Origin of the sequence: Alloalcanivorax dieselolei B5 (assembly GCF_000300005.1) — a bacterium.
Classification (GTDB): domain Bacteria; phylum Pseudomonadota; class Gammaproteobacteria; order Pseudomonadales; family Alcanivoracaceae; genus Alloalcanivorax; species Alloalcanivorax dieselolei.
The window spans coordinates 3,503,769-3,525,388 of record NC_018691.1 but is presented as its reverse complement, the minus strand read 5'-3'; the positions used below and the strand labels follow the sequence as shown (position 1 = coordinate 3,525,388).

Here is a 21,620-nt window from a genome sequence, read left to right as displayed (position 1 = left end):
TATGACACGGAAAAAAATGGCCCCATCAGGGGCCACCGTATAAAACGAGAGAAATCGTAGCAATTTGGATGACGCCTATCCCATCAGAAGCCTGTGAAGGTTTTATGAAATGCTTCGGTTGTCCACGTTTCATTTCGTCTAAAAAGCAGGAAAGGGTATTGTCGGAGCTGGTCAGTTGTAACGGGCCGCGGCGCTACGGTTTGTTGGAAAGAACCTTTGTGATGAGAGAACCGAATCCAAAGCTGGAATGCGCCGGGTTGATGCACTATTGGGAAGTGGAAGCGGATCTGTCCTTGCCGGTGGACCTGTGGCGCGAGTGGTCCAACTCCCGGCGGTTGATGTCTGGTCATTTACGGGCGAACCGATTCGGTTGTTGCCGGGGGCGGGGGATTGGCTTCCCCGAATTTCCCGAACCTCCGTTACTGACGGTGTCAAGGCAGGAAGATGTCCCGGTGCCCATGACCCGTTTAGGGCCCCACCTGCTGGTGACGCGCGCGGCCCGGGATGTTCTGACGGGTGTCGACCCCGGTGCGTTTCAGTTCGTGGAAACCCTGACCCACTATCCGGGCCGCGATCCGCAAGGCGGAATCTACTGGATTGGTGATGTGACCAGATGTTGTCGGGCGTGTATTGATATGAGTCAGTCGGTGGCGACGCTGATTGAGCAGGTTGATTTTCCGGCGTCCCCGTGGCCGGACGGCAAGTGGCGGACGTTGACGATGCCCGAGTCGGTTTCGTTCATTCCGGAGAAAGTTCACGGGTATCACGCCTTTCGCAGTGATTGGATGCCCAGCCGTATTTTTGTGTCGGATACCATGAAGGCCGCTCTTGAGCAGGCCGGATGCTGGGGTGTGGTATATCGGGATCAGTACACCTTGAACGGGCCGTACCATGCCTGCCGTCATCGGTCGTGATGGCGCTGCGCGGTGTCGCCGGAGGAGCGCGTTGGCCCTGTCGGCTTTGTTGTGGGGCCTGGTCGTTGGGCCGGCATGGGCGGGGCTCCCGACTCAGGGCACGGGCGTCTTTATCAACGAAGGGGGCGATGTCGTCACCGCCCGCCATGTGATCACCGATTGTGAACGGCTCTTCGTCGTCAAGGACGGCCGTGTGGTCCGAGGCCGCGTGGTGGCGGAGAGTGCGGATTACGACCTGGCCGTGGTGAGCACGCCGTTGACGCCCTATCTCAGCGCCATACTGGCTACCTCTCCCCATCCAGGCAGCCAACCGGTTTTCACGGAAAGTTATGACGTTTTGCAATCCATGGAAAACCGTTCGGTGCAGGTGTTCAACGCCATACTGGTGCCCGGCCGGGACAGGTTGACGATGATGTCGTCGGTTCGACCGGGCGCCAGTGGCGCGGCGGTGCTGGGGGAAGGCGGATTGTTGCTGGGCCTGGTTCAGGAACGGACGGCGAAAGGGGCTTTGGGGCCGATACTTCTATCGCGGTCGCGACAGCCTGTGGGGCAGGGCGCGACGGTGCGGGTCAGGGCTGCGCCGGCAGCGGACATCAAGGCGTTCCTGACCGAACATCATATTGCGTTCATGGAGAGTACCCGGCCGCAACTGGGCCCGGCTCAGGCCCGGGCGCCGCGGGCGGCGACACTGTCGGTGGGCTTGATCTGTGATGCAAGGGATTAGTCGGGGATTTGGAGAGCAATGATGAGCATAAGGTCGGAGAAAAGGCGCGGTAACCCGCGGTGGAAAGAGAGATTACGGCGCGGCTGGGGGAGGCTCTTGAGGTCCCTGTTCCTGGGACTCGGAGGGTTGGTGCTGAGTCAGACTGGAACGGCCCAACAGAACGTGCCATCGCATTGGGCCAGCTATGCGCGGCTGGTTAGTAATCAGTTTCAGGCCTGGCTCAGCGACGACAGTCAGCCTGACGGCGAGCGCCTGCTGAACTGGGTGGGGGCGGGCTTCGCGCCGCCGTCGATCGTGGTTCGGGTGTGGATCGCCGCGGATGGGCGGATCCAGAAGATCGAGTCCGAGTCCCTGGGCGATCCGGTAATGGACGACACACTGCAGCAGGTGCTGAGCGCTCGACCTCTGGCCGAACCGCCGCCCCGGGATATGCGACAGCCTTTGATATTGCGGCTGGGATTGGAGGCGTTGGACGAGCCGGCGGGAGAGCAGGATTAGGCCTCAAAGCCGCTCTGCTCGTTGGTCGGACATGCCGTCTTGAAAAGACGCTTGCCGAACGAACCGAGCGCCATCATTGCCTTGTTTGTCCAGGCAAGACACAAAACATTCATATTGGATTGCTAGGGTTCACGGCGTGTCCCGGAAGGGCAAAGCTGTGAGTCGTCGTGCCATCTTTGACCGGCAATGGCCGTGTCCGTCCTGTGTCCTGGTCATCCTGGTGATCGTGTTTTGGGGGGCCGAGGGATGGGCCGGGCAACCTGATACCGAACCGTCATTTTCCCCGCGTTTCCATTTGACGATTCCGGCGCAACCTTTGGGACAGGCCCTGGAGGCGTTTAGTGAGAGCACCGGATTGGCCGTCCTGTTCGATAGTGCCTACGCGGCCTTTTCCGCGCCGGAACTGTCCGGCGAGTACTCCGCGAAGGCGGCTCTGAATCGGCTTCTCATGGGCTCCGGGCTGGAGGCGCACTGGTACCAGAGCAGTCAGGCGTATGCCATTGCCCCGCGCGTCAATCACGACCATGGCCACAAAGAAACGAAAAGACCGTCCAAGCCCCCTCGCTGGAGTGCGCGCTACCGAGCCTATGCCGGTTATATACAGGACCGCGTATGGCAATCGTTGTGTGAGCAGGCGCGGACACGGCCGGGTGATTACCGTTTGGCGATGCAACTGTGGATTGGTGACGGGGGGAATGTGGATCGCATCGTGTTATTGACGTCCTCGGGGGATCGACATCGGGATGCGGCTATCGTGGAGCGGCTTGAGCGGCTGTCCTTGGCGGCGGTTTCGGGAAGACTGCCTCAACCAGTGACCATGGTGCTGATGCCGGATCCCATGACCGAATGTGCCGGTTGACCCATCATCAGTTGGAACCGCCTGAGCATGTCTGAAACCAACAGAAAGCGACTGCGCGAATTACTCACCACCCGGTATGCCGAATTGCGCCGGCGTATCGAGTATCGGCTTGGCTCCTCCGAAGGGGCGGAAGATGCTCTGCAGGAAACCTGGCTGCGGGTGGATTCCATGGATATGAATGCGATCAAGCCAATACGGCATCCGGCGTCGTACCTGGTGCAAATGGCGGTGAACATTTCCATTGATCAGCATCGCCGGGAACGTCGCTATGCCGCCGAGCCGGATAGCGATGAACTGGCGGCCAGGGAGGATGAGCTGAGTGACCCGGTGCGGCGGGTAGCGGGGGAACGCGAGGTGGAGACCCTGGAGACGGCGCTCATGGGATTGAGTCCGCGCCGCCGGGCCATCGTGTTGGCGGTGCGTCTGGAGGGGACGCCGCACCGTGAGTTGGCGGAACGGTTCGGTATTTCCGAGCGCATGGTGGCCAAGGAACTGCGTGCCGCCCTCGATCAGTGTGCCGCGCAACTGAAACAGGGAAGGGACGCGGTGAAGGTTGACCGGAAGGGGAAACGTCATGGCTGAGCGGGACGAAATGACGGTCGGCGAACCGCCGGCGGCGGATATCGATGCGCTGGAACAGGCGGCCCGGGACTGGTTGATCCTTCTCAATTCCGGCAAGGCCTCGGCGAGGGACATCGAGGCATGTCGGCGCTGGCGAGCCCGCAGTGCCGCCCACGCCCGGGCCTATGATGACGCTCGCTATCTCTGGTCCGCACTGCACGTCGCCGCTGAAAAGGTGGCGGCGAAGACTCCGCGGCATGATATGGCGTCGGGTGGTCTCCCCCGGGCAGGACGGATGACGCGGCGAGCGTTGTTGGGCGGAGGAATGGCCGCGGCCGCCGCCGCCGGCATGATGTTCTACCCGCCGCTGGGTTTGTGGTCCTCCCTGGGCGCGCTGTCGGCGGACTTTCACACCGTCAAGGGCGAACAGAAGCGAATCGCGCTGGGCGATGGCATCGAGATGCGGCTCAACACCCGGACCTCGCTGAATCGTCTGACCTCCGTGGCGCGAGGTGATGGCGTCAAGGTGCTGGAAGGGGAGGTGAGTTTCCTTAATCGTTCCGCCGGGCCGTTGACGGTGATCGCGGGCAGCGGAGAGCTGCGCGCCAGCGAAGCACGATTCACGGTACGCCATACTGGGCAGGACGTGTGCGTGACCTGCGTGGAGGGACGCTTGGCGTTACACCATGCCCAGGGGGATTATGCGCTGCACGGGGCACAACAGGCTCGCTATAACCGGATGTCCGTGGTGCTCACGGAAGAGGTGGATCTCGAGACGGAACTGGCGTGGCAAAACGGCTGGTTGGTTTTTCACGACAGACCGTTGTCGGAAGTGATCGATGAGGTGAACCGTTATCGGGACGGGCATATCTGGATTCAGAATGAGTCGTTGTCACAACGGCGGTTTCAGGGACGGTTTCCGATAGGGCAATTGGCGGACATTCCGGAAATGATTCGTGACAGCTATGGGGCACGCCTCACCCGGTTGCCAGGAGGCGTGGCGATTCTGGGGTAATGGCGTTGTTCTCCCCCGGAGATGAAATTTTTGTTGCGCCGTACAGTTTCGATGTCTGGCGCTCGTCCAGTGGATAGACCGGCCCATCGGTGCGCTCGAGGCGTCCCGAGGGTACGCATTGGCGGGACAGGACATAACGATATGCGCACAACCAAACGTCATTCCCTGGCGGGCAAGCGGAGCCGACAACCGCACCTCTCTCAAGAAAAAGGCACCCGATTAGTCCGGGCTCGATTAACCCCATTGGCTCAAGCGATTGCCTTGAGTGCGCTCATGGTGGGGCAGGCCGACGCCGGTTCACGCCCGTTCAGTGCCGAATGGTTCAGTGCCATGCGTTCCGGCACCGCGCAACCGCGCCCGGGTAACGGCGTGGGGACACCGCCGCCGCTGTCACAGCAGCAGCGCGCCCGCGAACAACTGCAACACTCGATCAACAACCTCGGCCGCACCGCCGCTGCCGTGGCCGCCCAGAGAGCGGCTCAGGAAGCGGCTCGCAGGGCCGCCCAACAGGCCGCGTCGAACATTCCCAACGGCCTCGGTGAAGGTGGCCTCAAGGTCGATGTGAACCCGGACACCGCCGATTGGCGGGGCGCCAAGGACCCGACCCAGACCACCAAGGACGGCCACACCACCGTCAGCATCGAACAAACCGCCGACAAGGCCATCCTCAACTGGGAGACCTTCAACGTCGGCCGCGACACCACCGTGGACTTCGATCAGCAGGCCAACTGGGCGGCGCTGAACCGGGTCAACGACCCGAACGCTCGCCCCAGCCAGATCCAGGGCCGGATCCAGGGCGACGGCACGGTGATGATCGTCAACCGCAACGGTGTGGTGTTCAGCGGCTCAAGTCAGGTCAACGTACGCAACCTGGTGGCCGCCGCCGCCGACATCAGCGACGAACAATTCACCGAACGCGGCCTGTACATCGACACCAACGGCTCCCAGCCCACCTTCACCGACGCCGCCGGCAACGTGACGGTGGACGCCGGCGCCCGCATCACCACCCACGAACCGGAATCGGTGACCCAGGGCGGCGGCTATGTGCTGCTGATGGGCCGGGAGGTGAACAACGCCGGGGAAATCACTACCCGCCGGGGCCAGACCACCCTGGCCGCCGGTGAGGATTTCTACATCCGCAAGGGCGCGGGCACCGAAGCCAACCAGGCCTCCACCACCCGTGGCAACGAAGTGGCCAGCACCTGGGAAGCCGGCAGCGACGCCGGCACCGTCACCAATGAAGGCCTGATCGTGGCGCGGGAAGGGGACATCACCCTCACCGGTCATGACGTGCGCCAACAGGGCGTGGCCATGGCCACCACCACGGTGAACACCCGGGGTACCGTTCATCTGCTCAACTCGGCCAGCGACGCCGAAGGCAAGGTGACCCTGGGCAACGGCGCAGTGACCACGGTGGTGATTGAGGACGATGGCGAGACCGCCCTGGACAATCAGCGCGACACCCTGATCAGGCAGTCCGCCGAGATGGACGCCTTGCGCGATGACATGATCACCGGCGCCTTTGACAACATCGGCCTGATGTCCGACCGCCGCGACCAGTCCCGGGTGGAAATCGTCTCCGGCGGCGACGTGGTGTTCGAGCAGGATTCCCTGACCCTGGCCACCGGCGGCCAGATCGCCGTGGACGCCGGCCGCCGCACCCACCTGAACGCGGGATCGGAGCTGGATGTGTCTGGTTCCGTGGGCGTGAAAGTGGCGATGGAATCCAACAACGTCCTGATCAACGTGCAGGGCAATGATCAACGGGACTCGCCGGACAACCGCGATAACGGCGGGCTTAATAACGGTGATGTCTGGGTCGACCGCCGCAACCTGATCTTCGTGCCCGCCGGTACCGGCGGCTATACGGAGGACCGCTGGTACACCGCCGGCGGCCTGCTGGAAGTGAGCGGCTACCTGGATACCCAGGGCCACGGTATCGGGGAATGGTCGGCGGCGGGCGGCACCGTGCTGCTCGGCGGCAGTGAAGTGGTTACCCAGACCGGCTCGTCGGTGAACCTGTCCGGCGGTACCCTTGATGTGCAGACCGGCTACGTCGCCAAAACCTGGCTTAAAGGCGCCGACGGCAAACTTTACGACGCCTCCAACGCCCCGGCGAGCATGCTCTACACCGGCCTGTACCAAGGCTATGAACGGGTCAGCGAGCGCTGGGGCCAGACCGACGCCTGGCGCAGCCCGCTGATCGCGCCGCCACGTCAGTTGGAAAACGGCTACACCGTGGGCCGTGACGCCGGCACCCTGATCATCAACGCCCCCACCGCCGTGCTGGAGGGCGACATCGTTGCCGAAGTGTTCCAGGGCGAGCGCCAGAACCAGGCCCAGGACGCCGGGCGGGACAGCTACCAGCAAGCGCAGAACCGGGTGGCCCGCCGCGGCCGCCTGGCGGTGGGGCAATATGGCCAGTACGGCCTGGAAAACGCCTACGACAGCGACATTCGCATCGGCGATTTCGACGACATCAGCGAACAGCTCACCCTGGAATCCGACCTCAGCGAACGGCTCAACACCGTTTGGCTGGACGCCGGTCGTTTGAATGAGCAACGCCTCGGTGGCCTGGATCTGGTGTCCGGCGGCAGCATCTCGGTGGAGAATGATTTGACGCTGGCCGAGGGTGGCCGGTTGCGTCTGGTGTCCGGACAGGTGGCGGTGGATGCCGCCGTCACCGCCCGGGGCGGGGACATCACGTTGACCAACATGCTGACGCCGGAAGGCGTCAACTCAGCGACCCGAATCGCTTTCACGGATGAGGATGGAAACAGCGAATTACGTCTGACCGAAAACGGCCAGCTGGACGCCCGTGGTCTGTGGAACAACGCGCTGATTGAGGAAAGTCAGAACTGGAAGCAGGCCTATGTGGATGGCGGCGATGTCACCATCGAAGGCACCCAGGATGTGACGCTGGCGGAAGGCAGCCTGGTTGATGTGTCTTCCGGGGCCGCCTTGAAGGCGGATGGAGAACTTCTGGGAGGGCGTGGCGGTGATATCACGCTTGGGGCGAATGTACCCCTCACCACGAGTTCCGGTTCAGCCAGCCCCGGTGGCGGCACACTGGCCCTGGATGGAGAACTGCGCAGCTATGGGGTTGCTGGCGGTGGCGAGCTGATATTGGAGACCGGCCAGGCCGTGGTGATTGGCGACGGGGGCCTGGAGACCAATGGTGTACTACAGGCCGGCGAAACCGCGCCCGTGGACCTGACGCTGATAGAGGACCTGGTGGTCCGGGAAGGGCAGCCACTGCCTCTGGATTATAGTTACGAGAGGACATCGGCGGCGCCGGGAGAGCCGGTCGGAGATGGTGAGCTTGGGGTGTCCATGTCGGATCCTCTCGTCACCGGGGCGGATTGGGTCGTTCCCGACGCGGAACACGGTACTTTCTATGTTACCTACCAATCTCCTACGGGAGGGTATCAGGTGGCATACTCTGGGGCTATCGTGCCGGCGGGCTCTTCGATTATCGCCAAAACCCCATCAAATCTTGGGGCGTGGGCTGCGGATTACGTGGTACCGGCGGACGTGTTCCCCAATGGTGTACCGCTGGTGCCCAGTGCATCGGTGGTTGACGCCGGATCGCCTGCGCCGTTTGACATCACTATTGAGGCTGGTTCCGTCCTGGCGCGTGGTACGAGCTTGCCCTCAAATGTCCGGGTAAAGGAAGTGCTGGTGCTGAACGAAGCCGATTTCCAGCGTGGCTTCTCCAGCTACGATATCAACGGGCATCAAGGGGTGTTGGTTAGCGAAGAGACCGAGATTGACGTCACCATGCTGGTGTTGCGTCTGGCCGAGGGCGCTTTCCAGACCTCCGCCTATGACGAGGCGTTGGAAACCTGGCAGCCGGAGCTGTTCCTGGAACGCCCTCTGGACGGAGAGCTGGAACAACGCGGCGGCGCCAGCCTTGCCCTGCGCTCCGATCTCAATGGCCTGGGCGGGGCCATCACGGTGGCAGAGGGCGCTCGCCTGGAGGTGGACCCGGGCCAGTCGCTGTTGCTTTCCGGCCGTAATCGGCTGACTGTGGACGGAATACTGCGGGCACAAAGCGGTATCATCCAGGTGGTCTCTTCCTTCCTGACCATTGGACCTGCGAGCGGACCAGAAGATCGGATCGAGATCGGTGAGAACGCGGTGTTGGATGCCTCTGGCTTGGCTTATACGGCTACGGATGCCCGGGATCGCAACTATGGAGTCGTGCTGGATGGCGGCGAGGTGGTACTGGGGGCGGGGGCGCCCGAGGACTTCGGCGATGCCAATCTGTACGATACCAACAATCTCTTCGTGGTGGTGCGTGAAGGCGCATTGATCGATGTGTCCGGCGCCAGTGCCGGCCTGGATCTGGGACAGGGCGCCCCTACCATGGTGGCCAGCGACGGCGGCTCCCTGGCCATGCGCTCCAATTCCGGGATCTATTTCGATGGTGAACTGCGGGCCGAAGCCGGTGGCGCGAACGCATCGGGGGGCGGTCTGGAGGTGCTGCTGGAAGGTACGCTGACCACCGCCTCTCAAGCCACCGAAGAGGCTTCGGTGCTGCGCAATATCACCCTCACCCAGGCGGATACCGGCTCTGGTTACGACGATGAAAATCTGGCCTATGGCCAGGCCCGCTTCTCCGTTGACGCTTTGCAGGATTCGGGCATCGACCATCTAAGCCTGTGGGCCCGGGACGCTATTTTGTTCGATGGCGACGTGGACTTGGCACTGGGCGGCAGCCTGTCGCTCACCGCCGTCACCCTGGCCACCCCCGATCATACCGCCAGGCAAGTGCGGTTGGCCGCCGCCCATGTGCATCTGGCGGGGCAGGTGAGTCTCCCTCGCTCTGGAAGCGGTGATGATCCCGGTGTCAATCCTTATCTCCGATTCGACAACAACGCGCCGCTCGCGGAGGGCGACAGCCAACTGAGCGTGGAGGCGGCGCTGATTGATCTCGGTGAAGGGGTACTGACCTTCGGCGCCCGGGGCAGCCATGACACCCCCAATGGCGCCGCCCCGGTGGAATTGCCGGGCTTCGCCGATATCACCCTGACCAGCACCGGGGATATCCGCCTCACCGGTGCCGATCTAATGGCGACGGAAGCGCTGACCTTCATCAGCCAACGCCTGTACCCCACCACCCATAGTGGTAACCGCATCCGGGTGGGGCTTGGTGATGCCGGCATCAACGGTGGCCCGCTGGAGGATGCGGTACTGCGTTTCCGCTACTACGACGAGGCGCGGGCGAGGGAGCAGGGGTCGCCGCTTTCCGTCTATGGCTACCTGTCCATGGAGGCCCCCATCATCGATCAGGGGGGCGCGCTGTACGCTCCGCTGGGAGGCATCGCATTCTCGCACCCTCACGCGAACCAGGGCGGCTTTACAAATTACCCCACGGACCTTTATGGAGGCATAACGCCCCAATTCATTAGTAATCTGGAAATGAACGTGCTGTTACGTCAAGGCAGCCTGACTTCGGTGAGCGCGGCTGGTCTGGTGCTGCCCTACGGCTATCTGGAAGGGGAGAGTTATTATTACAATGGCACCGAAGTTCGCTATGACCAAGTGGGGCTCAGGGGAACCGAACAGAATCAGCGCACCGCCACGGGCATCCATTTCGCCACCGCTACTTTCGAAGCCGAGGACGGCGCGGTGATCGATGTCAGCGCCGGCGGCGAGCTGCGCGGCGTGGGGTTCACCACGGGGCGCGGCGGTTCCGTGGATATCCTCAATACCGCCCTGGCCAATGCCGCCCCCTGGCATGCCGGTGACGCCGATGCCCAGGTCTACGCCATCGTACCCGGCTTGAGCGACAGCCAGGCGCCTCTCGACCCGGCGTTGGCAAGCCATTCCAAAGTCGGGCAACGGATCACCATCGGTGACGGCGTGCCCGGCCTGCCGGCGGGCACCTATACCCTGTTGCCGGCGGAATACGCCCTGATGCCTGGCGGTTACCGGGTGGAGTTGGGCGGCGACACGGCCCGGTATGATACGGGCATCGTGGCCAGCCCGGCAGCGGGTCTGTATCGCGCTCCGGTGAACACGGTCAACGGCCTGAGCGGGGTCTCGGATTCGGCGCCTCTGTGGGCCACGGTCATGTCCGGCGACACCGTGCGCCGCTATGGGGACTACAACGAAACCACCTTGAGCGAATGGGTGACGAACACGCTGGCGCAATTCGGCGACACCCGGCTAATGACTCCCTTGTTGCCGGAAGATGTGCGGCCGCTCAGCTTTGATTTTCGTTATGCCGCCAGCGGCGATGACCGGGTGTTCTCCTTCAACGGGGAATTGCGCAACACCCAGGTGGAAGATGGTCGTGGCGGTATGGTGGCGCTGTATGGCAAGGATCTGGAAGTGGTGGCCGCCACAAGCGAGCGTGACGAGGAGGACAGCGGTTACATCACCTTTCTGGACGAGGATCTGAACCATCTCGGCGCCACTGTGCTGGGGGTTGGTGTTAATAGGGATGCAAGCGGGCTAAGCGCCTCCGGCAAGACGGTGATTCGTTCCGGCGCCACCTTGCGGGCCGGTTCCTTGCTGATTGGCGGGTCGGGACAGGGTGCCGTGGTGGTGGAGTCCGGCGCGGTGCTCGACAGCCGTGGTCAGGGCCAGGCCGGCTGGAGCGCCGACAACGGTTTTCTTATTTCCCCGGTCGCCGATGTCGCTCTGTTGACGGTGAGCAACGACCGGATGCAGTTCGGCGCCGCCAGCGGCAGCGGCACCATCCGTATCGAGGACGGCGCCGGCTTGTACGGCGAGGGCACCTTGGCCCTATCCGCCCCGGGTGGCCTGGAGATCGGCGATATCAGCCTGGCCGCCAGCGATCTGCTGCTGTCCATGGAGGACGTCAATATCGGCGAGGCCGCCGCCCTGGCGGCGGCTGAGGCCCAGGGGGTGCTCTCCGGTGGATGGCAATTGAACCAGAGCACGCTGGATGGCCTTTTGGCGCTGGGTGAGCTAGACAGTCTCAGCCTGCAGGCTTCCGATTCCATCAATTTCATTGGTTCGGTCTCCCTGGACACCTACGATGACAGTGGTGAGTCCCAGGCCAATCTGCGCTTTATCGGACCGGCCATTTACGGCCTTGGCGATGCCGATGACACGGTGACCATTCGCACCGATCAGTTTATCTGGAGTGGGCTGGGTTACTCATCGGGCCGGGAAGGGACACCGGATTGGGAAATGGGCTCAGTGGCCCCCGGCGACGTGATCGCCGGGGGGGCGGGTACAGGCAATGGTGCTTTCCGGGTGGACGCCAACGAGGTGCTGTTCGGCTTCAACGGTTTGGCCGGTGATCAAACCGCCAACGCCACCCTGGAACGCCTGATGCTGGGCTTTGGCGACGTCACCTTCCAGGCCAATGAGCGCATCACCAGTGAACTGTACGGTGAGTTATCCGTTTATCAGCAGCAAAACGGCGATGTATTTAGCGGCGGCAACCTGACCCTGAGCGCCCCGGTGCTCACCGGCCAGGCCGGCTCCGAAATGGCCTACCGTACCGGCGGTAATCTGCTGGTGAGCCGACCCGACAATGCCGCCGCTGTGGACTCGGTGGATCTGGATTTGGGCGCGCAACTGACCTTGGAAGGCAACAGTGTCCGTGTCGAGGGCAGCATTATCGCCCCCAGCGGCAAGGTGGCCATCGAGTCCACTGACGATCTGCTGCTGGCCGATGGCAGCCTGATCAACGTGGCCGGCCGGGCGGTGGACTTCTTCGATGTCACCCGATACAGCTTCGGCGGCGCGGTCAGCCTGGAAAGCGCTGAAGGCAATATTCAGCAGGCCGCCGGCTCCCGTATTGATGTGTCCGCACCATACAGCGATGCCGGCAAGCTGGAAGCCACCGCCGCCAACGGGACCGTGGACCTGGCTGGTGAGCTGGTCGCCCGTAACCCCGAGGAGGATCCGGAAGGGGAGGGCGAAGGCGGCACCATCCGCATCAAGGCCAATACCCTGCCCGGTTTCGTCGCCCTCAACCAACGCCTCACCGACGGCGGCTTCGACTACCTGCGCGGCTTCGAGACCAACGAGGGTGATCTGACCCTGGGCGAGGAAGTCCGCGCACAACATATCGAGGCCACGGCCAACGGCGGCGACCTGATCGTCGACGGCAATCTGCGCGCCGGTGGCGACTACGCCGGCAGTATCTACCTGGCCGCCGCCAATGATCTACGGGTGGAGGACGGCGCGACCCTGGACGCCAGTGGCGAGCAACTCAAACTGGATAGCTATGGCGATCCCATCGAGGGCAGCAACCGGGCCATTATCAACCTGACCAGCCGGGATGGCCGTCTGGTGCTGGGTGATAACGTGACGTTGGATGTGAGCGCGGGCGGTGAAGCCCGTGGCACCATCGATCTGAATGCCCGCCGCCTGGGCGATCCCTCTGAAACATCGGCAACGGGTAATGACGTAGCGGTGGATGCCGGTGACAACCTGACGGTGAACGGTGCCAAGCGGGTGTCGGTGAACGGATTCTGGACCTACGATGACGCCCCGGATGATCCTGAGAACAAAAACACCCAGGTTGTCGACCAGGATTGGTTGGATAAAACGAAAGAGAGGGTGCCTGAAGGTGAGGAAGAAAATCCGCATTGGGATGGTCTTGATGGTGTCCATGAGCATAGCAAGGACTTCATCAACGCGGCCCTGGCCAACGACGAGTTGCAACAGCGCTTGGCAAGCCTGAAAGACGCCGCTGGTGAGGCGTTCTCCCTGCGTCCCGGTGTGGAGATCGTCTCCGCCACCGAGGACGGCAATCTGCGTATCGATGGTGATCTGGACTTCTCCGGCTATCGCTATGGGCCGGATGTGGATGAGGCCGTGCACGGCAGCGGTACCGCTGGTGTGTTCGTGATGCGCGCCGGGGGCAATCTGGAGGTGAATGGCAGTGTCACCGATGGCTTCAAGCTGCCACCTAATACCCCCGACAGCAGTTATACATTGGATTTTGAGTTGGATCCGGGGTTGTTGAATGGTGCTGGGCAGTTGACGCAAGACTTTGAGCTTGAGGAAAACCTAACGCTGAGATCGGGATGGAGTCTGGGCAGTGTTCATAGTTCAGGGAGTCCATATCTGTTGCCTTTCGATCTGACGGAAACGTTGATCCAGGTCTCTCCAGGCGTTTCGATACCGTTCGACGGTGAATTATCGAGTCCTGTATCTCTGCCTTTTGGCGCGACACTTCCCGCGGATATCATATTGCCTGTACAGATCAATGATCTTGCACGACCAGGGACAACTTATGGACCCGGGCTTGTTCCGGCCGGCACCACCGTCGGGTTCGTATCACTTCCAGCCGGCACAACGATATTCCAAGGCAGTGCGTTTAACGTAGCAATGAGTTTTAGGCCCTCACTCATACCAGCAGGAACAGATCTTCGAGGCATTAACGTAATAGATGCAAAGGAATATGGGGAAGATCTCCAGTTGGAGACGGGTTTCGTACTGCCGAAGGGCTTCGGCATTTCCAGCTTTAAAGGTGAGGAGTTCGAACAGCCGATCTGGCCCATGGCATCCGCCATGAATGAGGGCTCGGAAAGCTGGGATCTGCGGCTTGTCTCCGGTGCCGATCTGGCCTCCGCCAGCAGTCGCTCAACCCAGGTTTTGACAGCCGGAGGGGATCTGATCCTCGACAATGACTATAAGGTCGTTACCTATAAAGGGCTGGATGCGGATGTAGTTCGGGAGGGGCTGAGTGTGATCCGCACCGGCACGGGCGATCTGGAACTGATCGCCAGTCGCGACTACCTCCAGAATTCCCGGTTCAGCATTTACACGGGGGGTACGGCGGTGGAAGGGGCGCCGGCGCTTGGGGCTGAGCGTACCGAGGACGGTACCGTCCTCAACACCGATTATGCCTTGTATGAGGATGCCGCGGCGGCGGCCACCGCGCTGATCAATACCGGCGGCGGTAATGTTCTGCTGCAAGTGGGCCGTGATATCCAGGGGTATGAATCCAATGGTGAGACCGATCACTGGCTATGGGCTGCCTCGAACACTGAAACCGGAAACCAGCAAGTATGGGGCATCAACCCCGGTAACTATGGCTTGGCCGGTTCTGGCAGCAATCGATATCTGGACCTGATGGGCTTCGACGGCATCGGCACCCTGGGGGGCGGCAACCTGACGGTGACCGCTGGCGGTGATGTCGGTGCCCACACCCGTACCTCCGACGGTCAAGTCCTGGGCGGTGTCTTCCTGATGGTCGGCGGCGCCGGCTGGGTGGATGGCGAGGGGCAACGCCATACCTACGGCGGTGGCGACCTTAAGCTGGATGTGACCGGCACCCTAGATCCGGTCTTCCTCGCCTCTTCCCTGGATCAGGGCGGCATAGCCAACCTACGTGGTGACGTCCAGGTGCGGGCCCAGGCCCTGGGGGATCTATGGCAAACCTATAAGGTGGCCGAGACCAACACTGATCCACGTCCGGATGATGAACTGCTGCTGGTGAACAAACGGACCTTTGGTGGCCTGAGGCTGGTGCTGGGCGATGCCCAGGCTACCCTCCATACGCAAGGAGATGCTCTGGTCAATGTGCAGGATCCCTCTACCAATGGGGTGGTGCTGCGGACCGATCACACCGAAGCGCTTGTGTTCAGTACGGGCGGTGATATTGGCGTCGGTGGCGGCTCGGGGTCCGGTAGCCTGCCTGCCCGTTTCAGCGCGGTGGCCGCCGGCGGTTCTGTATACGGCAACGGCAATTCGCCCAACCAGGTCAACTTGACCACGGACGTGTCGTCCAACGGCTGGCTGGAAATTCTGGCCCGGGAGTCCATCTACACGCTGGGCTTGTCTACGGTCTATGATGCGTCGCTATCCGGCTTGGAGGTGGCCCCGGCCCGCTTTTACGCGCTGGAAGGCGATATTTATCAGCTGTATTACGGCTATTATGGTGTGGTTGGTACCTCTGGCTCTCTGCAAAATCGGGCCGGTCGCCCCGCGCATGTGCGCGCTGGTCGGGATATCGTTGAGTACGGCGGTGGGGGCGCAGGGCTGGCAAACTCCGCTCTGGGACATTACAGCCCGACGGATGTCTCCATCATCGAGGCTGGCCGTGATCTGATTCATATCAATACTCAGGTAGTAGGCCCGGGCACCCTGGAACTCACCGCCGGTCGCAACGTCTACCAAGCCGACCGGGGCTGGGTGCGTAGCGTGGGTCCCTTTAGCGACGGAACGCGTGATGCTAACAACGGTGGCGCTGATATCGTGGTGAACGCGGGCATGGGCGAGTCCGGCCCGGATTACCAGGCGCTCATCGACACTTATCTGGACCCTGCCAATCTGGCCGATCCGGATCAACCGCTTGGTGATCAACCAGATAAGGTGGCCAAAACCTACGAGGAAGAGCTGGAAACCTGGCTGTTGTCCCGATACGGCGAAGCGGTGCTCAATGACACCGATGCTTTGAGCTACTTCCAGTCCCTGGCGCCAGAGCAGCAGCGCATCTTCCTGAGGGAGGTGTACTACGCCGAGTTACGCGAAGGCGGTCGGGAATTCAATGAGGCGGATGGTCCCCGCTACGGCAGTTATCTGCGTGGCCGCCGCATGATCGAGACGCTGTTGCCGGAGATGGACAGCGAGGCCGGCACCTCGGGCTATGACGGCGACTTCACCATGTTCACTACTCAGGAAACGGACGCTATTAACGGAAACGTTATCGAGCGCTCTGGTCTCCTGCGCACCGAGGGTGGTGGGACCATCCAAATGTTGGTACCGGGCGGCGACTTGATCATTGGCTCGGAAGCGGTGCGTCCCCTGGAAGGAGACAACGGCATCCTAACCCAGGGCAGTGGGGATATTCAGCTGTTCAGCCAGGGCGATATCGCGCTGGGCCTCTCCCGCATCATGACCACCTACGGCGGCGACATCTTCGCCTGGTCCAACGCCGGCGACATCAACGCCGGCCGCGGTGCCAAGACCACGTTGGTTTACACACCGCCGCGCCGTACTTATGACGATCTGGGTAATGTGACGTTGTCACCATCCGTGCCCAGCACCGGCGCGGGGATCGCCACCCTGGCACCGATTCCGGAAGTGCCGCCAGGAGACATTGATCTGATTGCACCGCTGGGCGTGATTGACGCTGGCGAGGCAGGCATCCGTGTCTCCGGTAACGTCAATATCGCCGCGCTGCAGGTGGTGAACGCGGAGAACATCCAGGTGCAAGGGGATTCCACCGGCTTGCCGGCGGTGGCGGCGGTGAACGTGGGCGCCCTGACCAGCGCCAGCAACGCCGCCTCCAGCGCGGTGCAGGCGGCGGAGCAGGTGGGGCGGCGCCAGCGGCAACGGCAGCCCTCGATTATTAATGTGGAAATCCTTGGCTATGGCGATGAAGGTTTGGCGCCGGCAACAGGAGCCGCAAGGGCGCCTGCTTCGCGGCAGGACTACGACGACGCCAGCCCTCTGCAGGTGATTGGTGTTGGTAAGTTGAGTACGGCGCAAAAGCGGCGGCTGACGAAAGACGAGCAGGCACGGTTGGACGACGATCAGCAATCCCTTTGATGGGAACATGGCGTCCGCCTGGCTGGTCTTGTTTATAATAGGGAGTAAATCCTGTACGGAGTGAAGGGGCCGTAATGCCGTGCGAACGGTCTACGGTCGCCCAGGTCAGGCCTATCATTTCGTTATGACGTCTTTATTGTTAATTTTTTATGAATCGGGTTCGGTGTCACCAAACTGAAATCGTCTATATCTTGTCAATCGACGCAATATCTCCTATCAAAAGAGCGATTGGCAATCAGGCTGGTCACTGCCCGACCGGGCAGTGGCCTTTTTTCCTGATAAAGGTAGTGGAAGCGATTGGGATCTATCTGTACATATCCGCCCTTGTTCGCTCGAATTCAACAAATAAGTATTGGGCTAAGTGTAGGTTTTTGGGCCTATATAAATAAATGCCCTGTAAATCATGCCTAACACACCGCTGCATCAAGAGTTCCCAAAAAGAAAAGGTCGTATATCTTTGGCATTTGCTACCACTATAGGGCGGGCGCGACCTGAGCAGGCGGCCTCATTGTCTACAATTTCCGCATTTAATGACTGCAGGACGTAGTGACACATGGATTGCCGAGGTCGTATGAGCAGGACCCCGTTGGTCATCCCGTACTCGGCTTCCACCATCGTTTTCTCTTCAGTTGAAAGCTTCGGGTTGGCAATCAGTTTAATCGTTGCTCGGGTATTCCAGTAGAGGTCTTTATCTCCGCTGACGTAGGCGACTCCTCGTACTGTATCCAGAGCAATTATACGGTTCAGGTTGAAGTCCCGGTAAGACTGAGTTCTTTTATCGAAGGCGCGGGCATGCCAGCGCAGGCCGGAAAAGGCGATCGCATGTGGGTGAATCCGACGTTCAATTCCCGCCGGGTGATTCCAGGAGCGGTAGGTAATGTCGATTGGGACCCGATTCAGGATCGCCGCCACAACATCCTGAATGACGGGCTCGCGAACGGGAATGGGGCTTGCGGTGGCAAAGTCGAAAATGCCGTCGTGACGCTTGTGCCGTGCGCACAAAGCCACATATTCGTCCAGGCTGCCGTCACTGAAGTGGCAACGAAACGAGCAGCTGGCGCGGTACTGCCGTCGGGAGGCGTCATATTCGATTCCCCCGAAGCGGGCCCGGTAGTCGCGGAAGTCCCTGCCCGCATTGGTGCGATCCAGGCTGAAGAGTTCTCCCAAGGTAGTGGCATTGCACCCGCCTTCCCAGCGAATCAGGAGTTCCAGGGCTTGATGGCGGGTCTCGCGCCGGTAGTCGTGATGGCTCATGGCAGACGCTCTACCGGTACCAGCTCCAGAGTCCTGCCGGCCCCATTTCGCCCGTTGATGCTGGTGTGTCCAGAGACCGCCACCTCCGTGGCTCGGCCAGGCATGTAGCTGTCGACCAGGATGATGCGGGCTAGGCCCCTGTCCATGGCGGTCTCCTTGAATGCTGTAAAACACATCAGGTGATTAGAGGTCAGCATATAGAAAACACCACCCTGTTCAAGGGGTGGCCAAAAGGACAGTGTCGGGTTTCCGCGCAAGAGTCCTAACTTATACGGGAGTGACGACTTATTTGGGTTCGCGATTTTTCGTGGGATTTCATAAGATGCTGATATTGTTGAATATTATGTTTTCATTGTGTGTGTTATAGTGTCGTATAATTGTATGTTGCTGCTGTATTGGCAGGAGTGGAACATGGCGCTTAACTCATTGAAGTCGAAGGTAAAGTACAGGATAAGCCGGAATGCTGGCGTGGTCTTTGTGCCCGCTGACTTTAGTGATCTGTCTGATCGGGACCAGGTTGGTCGAGCCCTGCGTGAGCTGGTGCGGGAGGAGGTGTTGATCAAGTTCGGGCGAGGCCTTTATGCCAAAGCCAGGCGTTCCTCGCTCAGTAACAAGCTTGTTCCGGTAAAGCCGTTGCCAGAGCTGGCTCGTGAGGCCCTGACCCAGAAGCTGGGTGTTGAAGTGGTCTCGTCTAAAGAGCAGACGAGCTATAACAGCAGGCGCTCTACGCAGGTGCCCACCGGGCGGCTGATTGCTGTGAAGGGGCGTGTTTCAAGGAAGATGGCCTACGATGGCAAGTCAATCAAGTATCAGTATGTCTCCTGATCCCGACGTTATTGAGGAAATTGCGGCGGAGATGGGTATCGGTTCTGCCTTTGTCGAGAAAGACTGGTATTCAGTTCAAGCCTTGAAGGCTATTGCTGAGTATGAGAGTGATGGATTTCAGGGGATTTTTTCTGGGGGTACCAGTCTTTCCAAGGGGTATGGGCTAATACAGCGCTTTTCCGAAGACTTGGATTTCCGTTGTTTGGCGTTGCAGTCGGGAAGTGCGGGGCAAATGAGGAAGCTTCGCAGTGCGTACCGTGAAGGTATTCTGGGCGCGGTTGAGAGTGTTGATGTTTTGATGCTGGATAGAGACCAAGTTGCTGTTGCCAGTAATTACGTGAAATTCGAGCTTGGCTATCCGCAAAATCATGATACCAGTGCCGCGCTACGAGCAGGCTTGCAGATTGAATTCAGTTTTACCCAGCCTCGGCTGGAAGCGGAGGTCAGGCAGGTTCAGTCTTTCGTTTCGTACTACACAGAGACTGAACCTGAAGTCGAAATCTTGTGCCTGCCGCCGATTGAGACAGCAGCCGACAAGTTAAGTGCGTTGACATGGCGTGTGCTGAAGCGTGATCGATCAGCTCACGGTGATGATCCCGCGATGATTCGCCATCTTCACGATATTGCTGCGCTGATCTCTGTGATTAGGGAAGATCAGGAGCTGTTTGTGGATGTCGCAGAATCCTCATTCGAAGGCGATCGGCAGACAGGAAAGCGCGATACTCAGGCCCCGTTTACAGAGTCGATTCAGGAGGCCATTGAGTGCCTGGATAACGATAAGGAGTATCGCGAAGAGTACACACAGTTTGTGGATGCGATGTCGTACGCTGACGATGATGAAAGTATGGATTTTGATTCGGCTGTAGAGGTCCTGAGGGAAGTCGCCGCCCTGTTCGAGTAGGTAGAGCCCCAGCTGCCCGCTCAGCATGGAGCGGACCAACGCTTACAATAGCGCTTCTATGTGCTCTCCTAGTAGCTTCCATGCCTCCGCTTTCTCTTTGGCGTAGTCATGGCGCAGGTAATGCCGCCGGACTTTCGAGCCGCCCAGGAGATGATTCTGGCAGCGATCTATGATGTCGAGCGGTACGCCGATCGCTTGCATCATTGTCGCACCCGTGCGGCGCATGTCGTGTGGGCTCCATGCGCCATTTCGACCATTTGCCAGGACCAAGCTGTCATCATTATGTCGGCCGGCCAGAGGTTTGCTGCGATTCTTGAAGCGGCACTGCCGGTCACCGATCAGTTTGCTGACAGTCTTCGTGTTGACGTGGCTGTCTCCAACTCTGTTTGGGAATAGGAAGGGGGTGTGCCCGGTTTCCTGGTGTAGCCGTTTGAACTGTGACAATGCAAAAGGCGATAGAAAGACATGGTGGTCTTGCCGCTTTCCGCGATGCCCCTTGGTGTTCTGCGCGGGGATGAACCAGTGACCGGTGGCAAAGTCGACATGCTTCCATTCCGCTTGAAGCAGCTCGCCGATGCGGCATAGGGTCGCCAGGCAGATCCAGATGGCGCATTGCACGCGCGGGTTTACCGGGCGGATGCCGCTGTATTTCTGGCCCGCCGGCAGGGCAGCGTAATCCGCTTCCAGTTTCTCGAAGACGTCTCGCAGCTCTCGAATCTCTTCGGCGGAGAGTACCCGCTCCCGTTCTTCCTGATAGTCGCTATCCAGTAGGGGCTTGACATCCACCAGATCGGCAGGGTTCCCGTCAGCCATCAAGGTGCGCCAGGGTTTCCGTTTCTCTGCCCAGCGCAGCATTTGACCCAAGTCGTTGTTCAGAATAACGACGGAGCGGTTCAGGCCGCGAGCCTTTACCGTTCTGAGCACAGAGAGGAGGTCCTTATCGGTCAAGGCACGCAGCGGCGTCTTGCCAATCAAGGGGAGCACGTCTTTGCCAAAACTTCTGCGGAGTTCGGCATTGTTATCTTGCCGCGATACGCCATCGTCGAGCCAAGCTTCAAATAGCTCGTTCACCGTCCTGTTTTCCGACGCTTGGCGCTCGGCTTCGGCGATGGTTGAGGCAATGGCGGCTTGGGCTTCAATCCTGGCTGCCTTCTGGGCAGCGGTGGGGTCGATACCTTTGGTAACTGAGGCTTTGGCTTCGTCACGGTTGGCCCGAATCTGGGCCAGTGTTTTCTTGGGCCAACTGCCGAGGCGGTAATCACGCTTGACCCCATCCAGTTTGAACTCATAGCGAAACAGTACCGTGACGCCTCGCACGCCGGCGCGGACCTTGGCGACCAGGCCGTTATCCTCGCGCAGTGTCTTGCCGTCATCCATTGCGGTGAGGGCTTCCAGTTGCTTAACCGTCAGTTTGGCCATGTTCTACTCCCTGCATAATCTGCGGTTTGATAATTTTGCCCCACTTTTGCCCCACCGGATCGTCTGGCTGTCGGCGGATGTCAGCGGACTTGTGTAGACACAAGAACAGGCTGAAAGCCGCGTATTTTCTATCATAGAGGCCTCTCTGAAAGTTCGCC

12 protein-coding genes are annotated in these 21,620 nt (G+C 60.6%); 9 read left to right on the top strand and 3 right to left on the bottom strand.

Going from position 1 to position 21,620, the window contains the following annotated elements; translation table 11 throughout:
* Positions 1-158 precede the first annotated feature (158 nt).
* The 7 genes from B5T_RS15630 (at position 159) to B5T_RS15600 (ending at position 17,063) form a co-directional block, all read left to right on the top strand.
* A complete protein-coding gene (locus tag B5T_RS15630) occupies positions 159-914 on the top strand; it encodes an imm11 family protein (RefSeq protein ID WP_014995497.1) in 756 nt (251 codons plus the stop codon).
* A 31-nt stretch (positions 915-945) separates the two neighbouring features.
* Positions 946-1,638: a S1 family peptidase gene (locus B5T_RS15625; RefSeq protein WP_014995496.1), complete on the top strand. Its 693-nt coding sequence runs from the start codon at positions 946-948 to the stop codon at positions 1,636-1,638.
* 129 nt (positions 1,639-1,767) lie between these two features.
* Positions 1,768-2,136 (top strand): energy transducer TonB, encoded by a 369-nt coding sequence (locus tag B5T_RS15620; RefSeq protein ID WP_014995495.1) that lies wholly within the window; start codon positions 1,768-1,770, stop codon positions 2,134-2,136.
* A 157-nt stretch (positions 2,137-2,293) separates the two neighbouring features.
* Positions 2,294-2,995: an STN domain-containing protein gene (locus tag B5T_RS15615; protein ID WP_014995494.1), complete on the top strand. Its 702-nt coding sequence runs from the start codon at positions 2,294-2,296 to the stop codon at positions 2,993-2,995.
* 27 nt (positions 2,996-3,022) lie between these two features.
* Positions 3,023-3,577, top strand: coding sequence for an RNA polymerase sigma factor (locus B5T_RS15610; RefSeq protein ID WP_014995493.1), 555 nt, complete (start codon positions 3,023-3,025; stop codon positions 3,575-3,577).
* Positions 3,570-4,571, top strand: a complete 1,002-nt coding sequence (locus B5T_RS15605; RefSeq protein WP_014995492.1) for a FecR family protein — start codon at positions 3,570-3,572, stop codon at positions 4,569-4,571. Before B5T_RS15610 ends, B5T_RS15605 begins: the two co-directional genes overlap by 8 nt.
* Before the next feature lie 261 nt (positions 4,572-4,832).
* Positions 4,833-17,063: a filamentous hemagglutinin family protein gene (locus B5T_RS15600; RefSeq protein ID WP_237740373.1), complete on the top strand. Its 12,231-nt coding sequence runs from the start codon at positions 4,833-4,835 to the stop codon at positions 17,061-17,063.
* A gap of 423 nt (positions 17,064-17,486) precedes the next feature.
* Here the strand turns inward: B5T_RS15600 and B5T_RS15595 are convergent, their stop codons facing one another.
* Both B5T_RS15595 and B5T_RS23260 read right to left on the bottom strand, forming a co-directional pair.
* Entirely contained in the window at positions 17,487-18,317 is an 831-nt protein-coding gene (locus tag B5T_RS15595; RefSeq protein WP_014995490.1) for a WYL domain-containing transcriptional regulator, read from the bottom strand.
* Positions 18,314-18,463, bottom strand: a complete 150-nt coding sequence (locus B5T_RS23260) for an ATP-binding protein (protein ID WP_148279278.1) — start codon at positions 18,461-18,463, stop codon at positions 18,314-18,316. Before B5T_RS23260 ends, B5T_RS15595 begins: the two co-directional genes overlap by 4 nt.
* A 265-nt stretch (positions 18,464-18,728) precedes the next feature.
* On the opposite strand from B5T_RS23260, the gene B5T_RS15590 reads away from it, so the two are divergent.
* Positions 18,729-19,142 (top strand): DUF6088 family protein, encoded by a 414-nt coding sequence (locus B5T_RS15590; protein WP_041717066.1) that lies wholly within the window; start codon positions 18,729-18,731, stop codon positions 19,140-19,142.
* Complete coding sequence (locus tag B5T_RS15585; protein WP_014995488.1) at positions 19,108-20,043, top strand: nucleotidyl transferase AbiEii/AbiGii toxin family protein; 936 nt, start codon at positions 19,108-19,110, stop codon at positions 20,041-20,043. The genes B5T_RS15590 and B5T_RS15585 overlap by 35 nt, the downstream gene beginning before the upstream one ends.
* 42 nt (positions 20,044-20,085) lie before the next feature.
* Here B5T_RS15585 and B5T_RS15580 read toward each other — a convergent pair whose 3' ends face one another.
* A complete protein-coding gene (locus B5T_RS15580; RefSeq protein WP_014995487.1) occupies positions 20,086-21,462 on the bottom strand; it encodes a tyrosine-type recombinase/integrase in 1,377 nt (458 codons plus the stop codon).
* Positions 21,463-21,620 lie beyond the last annotated feature (158 nt).